Source organism: Prevotella sp. S7 MS 2 (assembly GCF_000762865.1).
Taxonomy (GTDB): Bacteria; Bacteroidota; Bacteroidia; order Bacteroidales; family Bacteroidaceae; genus Prevotella.
In genome coordinates this window covers 22,913-33,283 of record NZ_JRPT01000057.1, presented here as the reverse complement: position 1 = coordinate 33,283, position 10,371 = coordinate 22,913, and the positions used below count along the sequence as shown (strand labels likewise).

Genomic DNA, 10,371 nt, shown 5'->3' with positions numbered 1-10,371 from the left:
ATCCCGAACTCGCGTAAATTAGAGAACGCAATGAAAAAAATCTTTTTTGCAGCCATAGCTGTAGCCTTGACATTGGCTAGCTGTGGCAATCAGACCAAGAGTGCATCACAAGTTGTTGATTCAGATTCAGTAGCAACTGCTGTTGATACAGCCGCAACCGCTGTTAAATCAGCTCAAGATGTCATTAGCTTATTGAACACCCAACTCACCGAAAAGAACGGTAAAGACCTAACACAGACACTTACCGACTTAAAGGCTAAGTATGCTGAACTCGTTAAATCCGGCAACTTAGAAGAGGCTAAGAAATATGCTGAGACCGTTAAACAGTTCGTTACAGAGCACGCTGACCAAATCAAGAGCGTCGTTGGAGACAATGCTACGGTGAATACACTTATCACTGGTATTAAGAATCTGCCTACCGACGTTGCCGCAACAGCTGATGATGCTGTCAATGCAGCTAAAGCCGGCGCAGCAGATGCAGCCAAAACGGTAGACGCAGCCAAAGAAGCTGCTAAGACAAAGGCCAACGAAACCGTTGAATCAGCAAAGGAAACTGCTAAACAAAAAGCTGGCGAAGCCGCTTCAAAAGCAGCTGGCGATGCTATGAAGAAACTTGGTTTGTAATTTCAAACCAAATATTATAATAAAAAAGGATGGCCTGATGGTCATCCTTTTTCATTTTGTATGAGATTACTGCAGATATTTCGCAACATCTCTGCGAAAGCCAAACAGCAATGCTGCAAAGGCTCAACAACAATGCTGACAAACCTCTGCAACAAATCCAATAAATTACTTTCGAGGTACTTCAAACTTATCTCCGGTAGATTGAACCAGCTTTTTCGCAAATGCATCGGGGTATCCTGTACGCACGACGCGAGCTCCGAGTCCTGTAGCGGTACGCTTGAATCGACCATTGGCATCGGTAGGTTTCACCGTCATATCGTTGTATTTCACGATGAGATACATAGCCAATTGTTTCCAACGCGCCAACATCTGCTCTGCCTGCTGGTTACTATAATCATTGAGATACTTCACTGCTGCCGCCTTATCCGATGTATAAAGCTGCATAGCCTTGTCTTCCACACCCTTCTGTGCTGCCACATACGACTGCTCAAGACTATCACGTACAGCCTTCAGTTCGGGGAACATTTGGCTGTAGCGAGGATATACCATGTTGCTAACCCAGTTACATACCCAGTAAGCATTATCCATTGAGAATGTCACAGCATCGGCGCCGGGCGTATTATAACAGTTAGGTTGTATCTTATTACCGCAATAAATAGGTGTATATGCCACCATATTGCCGTCGTCGTTACCAAACCAAAGAATACCGCCAATTTCCCTTGGCAACCATCCACGCAACTGTGCTACATACGAGAAGCCTGTCTGTTGTGTGCTCACCGGACGCTCATTGAAATACTCCTTACCATCAACCTTGAACATCAACGGCGTTGGGCGATATGGCATTTGCCAAATACCGCTGCCCATATCCGCACTGTCGGTAGCCAAAGGAGTACCCTCATAATGGTCACGCATGGCCATCTCAACATCTTGCAGACTCAATTTTTTATCGGGGATAATCCACAATGGCATATCCTCTGCATTGGGATCTTTCCCCTCAGCCCATGGCAAATAGCGCTCAAAACCAGCCTTGAAGCGGTTGAAGAACGACCATACACGAGCGTCACAAAAGCGACGTCCGGAGAAATCGGGCTTGGCATAAGCCTCTTTCCAAGAGAAGTCGGCCTTTTTACCACTATACCAACCTTTAGAAATAGCAAACGAAACAACGTCCTTACTGTACATCACGTTGGCCTTATCTTTCATGTCAAACTTGCCAATACGACTCTGATTGGCATGCGCACAGATAGCATCGTCGGGTATACGCTGGGCAACCCAGACCACAGACTTGCTACCCGGACCTTTTCCCATCATCTCCATTATCCACGCTTCGTTGGGATCGCAGATGGTAAACGTCTCACCCTCGCTGTTATAACCATAGGTTTCGGCAAGCTTAGTCATCACCTGTATAGCCTCACGAGCCGTACGCGAACGTTGCAATCCAAGATAAATAAGCGAACCATAGTCGATAATACCGGTGGTATCGACCATTTCTTCACGACCTCCATAAGTAGTTTCTCCAATGGAAACTTGGAACTCGTTGATGTTACCAATGACATTATAAGTAACTGGCGCTTCCGGTATCTCACCATGATATACCTTTGAATCCCAGTCATAAATCTTACGCATCTCACCTTTAGCGTGCAATCCGGCAGGATAATGGCATAGTCCTATAAACATACCATAGTCGTCGGCATTGTATGTACACATCACACTACCATCCACACTGGCTTTCTTTCCAACAATGAAATTAGTACATGCCAATCCCCATGTTGACATCATCAACATGATGAGAAGGGACATCTTTCTCTTTCCCATATCTAAAATATCCATTAAAACGTTGTTATTTGCTATATAATAAATTGTCAAGATTCCTTTCGTCAAGACCATAAAAGCATAAGCAGACTACATGCTGACCTTGTACACACGTCCCTCTTTTTTCAGTCGCAACGTACCTCCAACCCATTCTGTCATGGCAATCTCTTCGGTCAAAGGCTGGAATGAGAGTACACGGTTACCTTGTAACTCCACCACAGCAGGGTGTATAGAGAACTCGTCTACCAACAATGTATTCACTGCTATACGCTTAATGCGCTGCGATAATTCCTGCATTAGTGGACTCCTCCCATAGGTACTCGTACCGGCGGCACCCTTCTCGGACGTTCATCCGGCATCGATGATGATGTCGGAGGTACCGTATCCGTCTTTCCTGCAACCTTGGTACTATCTTGAGATACCACCTGTGGCTCCGCTTTCACATGCATACGAATCAACCGAATATTATTGATGAGCAGCAATCGCAAAGTAGTAGAAGACCGCGATGAAATATTTGAGCGCGTATTAAGCATGAAGTAGCCTTTCACTTCTTTGATTCCCAACTTCCCGGCATCCTCAACTGTAGCCGATTGATGGCTTCCACCGCTGATATGAACCACCTGTGATACGATGCTATCATTCTGATATTTCACCACCAAAACAGCCACAGCATCGCGCGAACCATCTTGGAATATGTATTGAGCATCGAAATCCAATACGAGGCGATCGCCCTGATGATAAGCCGTATCGACCGCTTGAGTAAATGTATAAAGATTGAATGGCTCGTACATCGACAACACCATAGATTGCTCACCACGCCATACGTTGGCCGTATCTCCATTCTCCGAGAGCATCCCATAAGCCCCACTTCCTTGGCTACCACCAAGAGATGCCGACTCATCACTCAATCGTTTGGACAGCGATTCGTATATTTTTTCCAGACTCTCGGTATGTCTCAAGTAATAGACCATGGATGAATCGAACTCGGCAGAAGTGATACCATGCTTCTTAAACACGGCTTCCCGATAGGTAACAAAAGCTTTACTATCGCCTCCGGGCGATGCAGATATACCCTCAGCCAAATGATAATCGTACAGAATATCTTCCATCTCTTCAGGCTGGATAATGCCTGATGGTACTGTGGGCTTGCAAGATAAAACCAACAAACCCAGCACTACAAGCAAGCCAAACATACGCAATGACATGGCTGTGTGGACAATACTGTTATGATTCTGTATGTTCATTCACTTTCTTAGGCAATGACTTCTTGAAAGTATCACCCATTCCTTCCAAATCTTTACGGTAGAAAATCAGCAATAAAACGACTCCGACGCTGATACAAGCATCGGCAAAATTAAACACCGGCGAGAAGAAAATAAACTCTTGCCCACCATAAAACGGCACCCATTCAGGCCATGTAGTGACTATCAAAGGAAAATAAAACATGTCTACCACTTTCCCTTCAAGGAAAGAAGCATAGCCGGTACCAAAGTCTACAAAGTGGGAAACAACGAAAGGAGACGACTCATTGAAACACAAACCGTAGAACATTGAGTCGAAGACATTGCCCGCTGCACCCGCCAAAATCATAGCAAGTACCATGACATATCCGGTATGATGGCGTTCTCTGATAACCCGATTGATATACCATCCGATACAGCCAATAGCTATAATACGCATGATACTCAATACCAACTTGCTACCCAAAGTCATGCCATAAGCCATACCATTGTTCTCTATAAAACTGATATAGAACCAATTGGTCACATGAATGGATTCACCAAGACACATGTTTGTCTTGACCTCTACCTTGATAATCTGATCTATAATAATGATGGCAAGAATCAAGATAAAGGCCAATCGCCCATCAGTCAAATGCACTCTCAGTCTATTCATCGCTTGCGTGCATTCTTCGAAGCGACGCTAAGAGTTGCATGAGGCACTATAAGAAGACGCTCCTTGGGTATGAGTTCGCCCGTCATACGGTCGATACCATAGGTCTTATTCTCTATGCGTATGAGTGCAGCTTCAAGTCCTTTGATAAATTTTTGCTGTCGTTGAGCCAGCTGTATCATCTCTTCTTTGCTCTGATTGGCACTACCCTCCTCCAACATCTTGTTATAAGTAGGAGACGTATCGTCCACATCATTACCATCAAGATTCATCAGTTGTCGCATCATACCATCGTAATCGCGACGAGCCAACTTTAATTTATCGTTGATGACACCGCGGAATTCCGCCAAGTCCTCATCAGAATAACGCACTTTCTTGTCCATAATTATGTGATTATTGCGTTGAACAAAAAATGGGAAACGAGTTCTTTTGAAACCCATCTCCCACTTAGTCACTTTCTATTTTCGTTCTATCTTGATATTCAGCTTGTCTTCCTCGAACTCAATCTCCGACCCATCATTGTCGGCAATCAGGAGTTCATCGGCCAAAACTTGAGCTTTAATATAGTCACAGAAATCAGCAATAGCAGCGTCGGAGCGCTTATTCGGCGCAACAGTCACCACGATTCTATCTGTGATTTCAAAACCCGAAGACTTGCGAAGATTCTGTATACGATTGATAAGTTCGCGTGCCATACCCTCATTGAGCAATGAGTCTGTCAGCTCAACTTCCAACGCTACCGTCAGATTTCCTTCGTTTGCAACGAGCCACCCGGGTATATCTTCGCTGATAATCTCTACATCTGCCACCTCAACAACAACATTCTGATCTTGCACGGCCAACTGGATATTGCCGTTAGATTCAAACGCTGCAATCTCTTCTTGGCTGAGACTGTCCATACGAGCAGCCACTTCCTTCATGAGTTTACCAAACTTCTTACCCATCACACGGAAGTTACACTTCACCTTCTTCACCAACATGCTCTGCCCTTCAACGAAGTTTAGCTCTTTCACATTTACTTCGTTCTTAATCAAGTCGGATACCGCTGCGATGTAAGCTCTCTGTTGCTCGTCGACAGCAGGAATCATAATCTGCTGTAACGGTTGGCGAACCTTGATGTTAACTTTACGACGTAAAGCCAAAACCATGGATGTTATCTTCTGCGAAATCTCCATACGTTCCTCCAAAGCGGAGTCTATCAACGCCTCATCTGCAGCGGGGAAATGCGCCAAATGCACACTTTCAAGCTCACCACCAAGGTCATGATACAGTTCATCGGCATAGAAGGGAGCCATCGGGGCAAGCAGTTTGCTCACCGTCATCAAACATGTATAGAGGGTTTGATAAGCACTTAGCTTGTTTTCATCCATCTCTTTGCCCCAGAAACGTTTACGGTTCAGGCGCACATACCAGTTACTCAAATCATCGTTAACAAACGATTCGATGAGTCGACCGGCACGAGTTGGGTCGTAATCTTCAAGTTCATAGCCTACCTTCTTTATCAAAGTATTAAGGCAAGAGAGAATCCAACGGTCGATTTCCGGGCGCTTATCATGGGCAACAGCCGCTGCTTCGGGGTCGAAACCATCAACATTTGCATACAGCGCAAAGAATGAATAGCTGTTGTAAAGCGTTCCAAAGAACTTACGACGAGTCTCGTCTACACCCGTAGCATCGAACTTCAAGTTGTCCCAAGGTTCGCTGTTTGTCAGCATATAGAAGCGTACTGCGTCTGCTCCATACTTGTTTATCATCTCGAAAGGATCAACAACATTCCCCACATGCTTGCTCATCTTGTTGCCCTTAGCATCCAATACAAGACCGGAAGAGACAACATTTCGGAAAGCAACACTGTCGAAAACCATCGTCGCGATAGCGTGTAATGTGAAGAACCAACCACGAGTTTGGTCTACACCTTCATTGATAAATTCGGCCGGGAAGAACTTAGGAGCAATAGCAGTGCCCTCATATTGACTCTTCACCATGGCTTCACGGTCTGCCTCAGTACCCGATGCCATCTCGCCTTCAAACGGATAATGCAACTGTGCATAAGGCATAGAACCACTATCAAACCACACATCTATCAAGTCCATCTCGCGATGCATAGGCTGTCCTTCGTCGTTCACCAGCACCACATAGTCAATATATGGACGGTGAAGATCTATCTTATCATAATTCTCTTGAGAATAGTCACCGGGCACAAATCCCTTATCCTTCATCGGATTAGATTTCATAACGCCGGCAGCAACACTCTTCTCTATCTCGCTGTAAAGTTCCTCTAATGAGCCGATACACTTCTCACCACGGTTCTCATCACGCCATATTGGAAGCGGAGTACCCCAGAAACGTGAACGAGAAAGGTTCCAATCGTTCAGATTCTCAAGCCAGTTGCCAAAGCGACCGGTACCTGTTGACTCCGGATGCCAATTGATTGTGTTGTTCAACTCAACCATACGTTCTTTCTTCGCAGTGTCTTTGATGAACCAACTATCCAATGGATAATAGAGAATAGGCTTGTCCGTACGCCAACAATGGGGATAGTTGTGCACGTGTTTCTCTATCTTAAAGGCCGTACCTTCTTGTTTCATCTCCATGCAGATGATGACATTGAGGTCTTCAGACTTCTCTGTTGCCACCTTATCCCACACTCCGTTAGGATTGAATTTGGGGTCGTATGCATTCTTCACATAGTCGCCTGCATGGTGCTGATAGGCTTCTACATTTACGCAATGAGCCACGAAATTAGCGTCCAACTCATCCATCAAGTAGTATTTACCCTGTAAATCAACCATTGGACGAGTCTCACCCTTCTTACTAATGAGATACAATGCCGGCACATGAGCGGCATTAGCCACACGCGCATCGTCTGCTCCGAAAGTGTTAGCGATATGTACTATACCCGTACCATCGTCTGTTGTAACGTAGTCACCGGGTATTACACGGAAGGCTTCGCTTTCCATTTCGACGAACTTATCGCGTCCATCTTCACCTGTAAATACCTTTTCGGGATGCTGTTGAGCATACTCCTGTACATAAGGGGCAGAGAGATCGTTCAACTTCTCGCATGGTTTTACCCACGGCATCAGCTGTGCATACTTGATACCCAACAGTTCTTCGCCTTTATAACGACCAATAACTTTGTAAGGAATGACCTTATCTCCATGCGCAAAAGCTGGCAACTCGGCATCACCGCTCACCTCGCCTTCCGGCTTCAAGTAAGCATTTACGCGTGCCTCGGCCATAATCATGGTCATTGGTTTAGCATCGTATGGATTGTAAGTCTGTATAGCTACATAGTCGATAGTGGGCGAAACGCAGAGCGATGTATTCGAAGGCAACGTCCAAGGCGTTGTCGTCCAAGCCAAGAAATAGGGGTTACCCCACTTCGTCCATTCCTCTTTCGGTTCTTCGATGAGGAACTGTGCCGTCACCGTTGTGTCTTTTACATCACGGTAACATCCCGGTTGATTCAACTCATGCGAGCTTAATCCGGTTCCGGCAGCAGGAGAATACGGCTGAATAGTATAGCCCTTATAGAGCAATCCTTTATTGTAAATCTGCTTCAGAAGCCACCAAATAGACTCGATATACTTATTATCGTAGGTAATATAGGGATGATCCAAATCCACAAAGTACCCCATCTTCTCTGTCAACGTACGCCATTCCTGCGTAAACATCATCACGTTTTCACGACATTTATGGTTATAGTCCTCTACAGAGATGTATTTATCAGAAGCCTTATTGTCTATATCTTTCTTCGTGATACCCAATTCTTTCTCCACACCGAGCTCTACCGGGAGTCCGTGTGTGTCCCATCCGGCCTTTCTATATACCTGAAAGCCCTTCATGGTCTTATAGCGATTGAACGTATCTTTGATGGCGCGAGCAAGCACATGGTGAATACCCGGATGACCATTAGCCGAAGGTGGTCCTTCAAAGAATACGAACTGAGGACATCCCTCACGCTCATCAATGGATTTATGGAAAATATCTTTCTTCTCCCACTGTGCTAAAACATCATCATTGGTCTGCGTTAAATTCAGGCCATTATGCTCGGTAAACTTCTTACCCATATTGCTTTTACGATTTTATTTTTGCGTAATTAAATATCTAGAAAGTAAGCGTCAACGCGCTTTTTATATAGGGCGCAAAGGTAAGCAAAAAAAACTTCACAGCCAAAACAAGCTTTGTTTTTTAATATAATAATAAGGTGTACCTGCACACCCATTCTTTTTCAATCATCAGAAAAAGAAAAACAATTACGTTTATTTTGCTATCTGCCTATTTAAGAGTAATTTTGCAGTCAAATCTTAAATATCTTATGGATTGGGTAATCAATTTATTTACAACAACAGACTCCGTGGCTCACATCGCCCTACTCTACGCGATTGTCATCGCAGTAGGCGTGCTCTTGGGTAAAATCAAGATTGGCGGTATCTCCCTCGGTGTCACTTTCGTACTGTTTGCAGGTATCTTAGCCGGACACGTTGGGTTCACTGCTCCTACAAACATCCTTACATTCATTCAAGACTTTGGCTTGATTCTGTTCGTCTTCTGCATTGGTTTGCAGGTCGGTCCCGGCTTCTTCGAGAGCTTCCGCAAAGGCGGTGTCACACTGAATGGGCTGTCTACGGCCATGATTTTCCTTGATGTACTCGTCATGTTTGCTTGCTACTATCTATTCTTCGATACTAGCAACCCCAACAATCTACCGATGATGGTGGGTACACTCTACGGAGCTGTAACCAATACACCGGGTCTTGGAGCTGCCAACGAAGCCTTAACTAGCGTATTTGCCAAAGGCCAAGTGCCGCAAATTGCATCGGGTTATGCCTGCGCCTATCCTCTTGGTGTACTCGGAATCATCGGTGCTACCATCGCTATCCGATACATTACACGCACGAAGTTGGAAGAAGAAGAGGAGCAACTGAATGAGCAAGAGGCCGAAAACCCTCATGCAAAGCCTTATCAGATGCATCTTCGCGTCACCAATACATACATTAGTGGACGTTCACTCCTTGAAATTTCACATTTCCTAAACAGAGATATTGTTTGCTCACGCTTGCTCCACGACGGTCAGGTAACGATTCCTACACGCGATACTATCTTCTGTCTGAACGACGAGATACTCGTAGTTTGCGCCGAAGCAGATGCTGCAGCTATCCAAGCTTTCATTGGTCCGGAGATTGATACTCCTTGGGAAACCGGCAACGAGAAGCAACCTTTGATTTCTAGGCGTATTGTCGTTACACGTCCATCTATGAATGGTAAGACTCTCGGCAAGATGCACTTCTCAAGCGTTTACGGTGTCAATGTCACCCGAATCACCCGTCAAGGCATGGATCTTTTCGCCAGTCGTAACCACCATTTCCAAGTTGGTGACCGCATCATGGTTGTTGGTCCGGAGGAGAATGTAAACCGTGTAGCCGAGATGATGGGTAACTCTGTGAAGCGTCTTGACGCACCTAACATTGCCACCATCTTCATCGGAATCCTTGTCGGAATCCTCTTTGGTAGCATTCCACTTGCTATTCCCGGTATGCCTGTGCCTTTAAAACTAGGTATTGCAGGCGGTCCGCTGATTATAGCTATCCTCATTGGCCGCTTCGGATATAAGTTTAAGCTAGTCACCTATACTACTACTTCGGCCAATATGATGCTCCGCGAAATCGGACTTGTATTATTCTTGGCTTCTGTGGGCATCAAAGCGGGAGCCGGATTCTGGGAAACTGTGGTTCAAGGCGATGGTTTGAAATACGTCTATACCGGCTTCCTGATTACTGTTATTCCTATCCTGATTGTCGGAACAATAGCTCGCTTGAAGTTCAAGTTCAATTATTTCACCATCATGGGTATGATTGCCGGAACCTACACCGACCCACCCGCACTGGCTTATGCCAACAGTTCTTGTACCAAAGAGGCACCAGCCATCGGTTACAGTACGGTATATCCGTTGAGTATGTTCCTAAGAATTTTCTCGGCACAGATAGTCGTTTTATTCTTCTGCGGGGCATAACAACCACTATAAAGCATTACCTAAAG

The 10,371-nt window shown here is 45.2% G+C and carries 8 protein-coding genes; 2 read left to right on the top strand and 6 right to left on the bottom strand.

Annotated elements, in window-relative coordinates; genetic code table 11:
• On the top strand, nt 1-624 hold a 624-nt coding region (locus HMPREF0671_RS09390; protein WP_232223196.1), incomplete at its 5' end, for a hypothetical protein.
• Between the two features lie 165 nt (nt 625-789).
• On the opposite strand, the gene HMPREF0671_RS09385 is transcribed toward HMPREF0671_RS09390, so the two are convergent.
• The 6 genes from HMPREF0671_RS09385 to ileS form a co-directional block, all read right to left on the bottom strand.
• Nucleotides 790-2,439 carry a dipeptidase gene (locus HMPREF0671_RS09385; protein WP_036899882.1) on the bottom strand — a complete coding sequence of 550 codons (1,650 nt, stop codon included), beginning with the start codon at nt 2,437-2,439 and terminating at the stop codon, nt 790-792.
• An 87-nt stretch (nt 2,440-2,526) separates the two neighbouring features.
• The gene (locus tag HMPREF0671_RS09380; protein WP_052052986.1) at nt 2,527-2,733 is read right to left on the bottom strand and encodes a hypothetical protein; all 207 of its coding nucleotides are present in this window, start codon (nt 2,731-2,733) and stop codon (nt 2,527-2,529) included.
• Nucleotides 2,733-3,680 carry a DUF4296 domain-containing protein gene (locus HMPREF0671_RS09375; protein ID WP_232223195.1) on the bottom strand — a complete coding sequence of 316 codons (948 nt, stop codon included), beginning with the start codon at nt 3,678-3,680 and terminating at the stop codon, nt 2,733-2,735. The genes HMPREF0671_RS09380 and HMPREF0671_RS09375 overlap by 1 nt, the downstream gene beginning before the upstream one ends.
• Nucleotides 3,661-4,332 carry a lipoprotein signal peptidase gene (locus HMPREF0671_RS09370; RefSeq protein WP_036899870.1) on the bottom strand — a complete coding sequence of 224 codons (672 nt, stop codon included), beginning with the start codon at nt 4,330-4,332 and terminating at the stop codon, nt 3,661-3,663. The genes HMPREF0671_RS09375 and HMPREF0671_RS09370 overlap by 20 nt, the downstream gene beginning before the upstream one ends.
• The gene (locus HMPREF0671_RS09365) at nt 4,329-4,712 is read right to left on the bottom strand and encodes a molecular chaperone DnaK (RefSeq protein WP_036899868.1); all 384 of its coding nucleotides are present in this window, start codon (nt 4,710-4,712) and stop codon (nt 4,329-4,331) included. Before HMPREF0671_RS09365 ends, HMPREF0671_RS09370 begins: the two co-directional genes overlap by 4 nt.
• Nucleotides 4,713-4,787: 75 nt before the next feature.
• Nucleotides 4,788-8,402 carry an isoleucine--tRNA ligase gene (gene ileS, locus HMPREF0671_RS09360; protein ID WP_036899866.1) on the bottom strand — a complete coding sequence of 1,205 codons (3,615 nt, stop codon included), beginning with the start codon at nt 8,400-8,402 and terminating at the stop codon, nt 4,788-4,790.
• 248 nt (nt 8,403-8,650) lie between these two features.
• On the opposite strand from ileS, the gene HMPREF0671_RS09355 reads away from it, so the two are divergent.
• On the top strand, nt 8,651-10,345 hold the full coding sequence (locus HMPREF0671_RS09355; protein WP_036899864.1) for a putative transporter: 1,695 nt from the start codon (nt 8,651-8,653) through the stop codon (nt 10,343-10,345).
• Nucleotides 10,346-10,371: the final 26 nt, after the last annotated feature.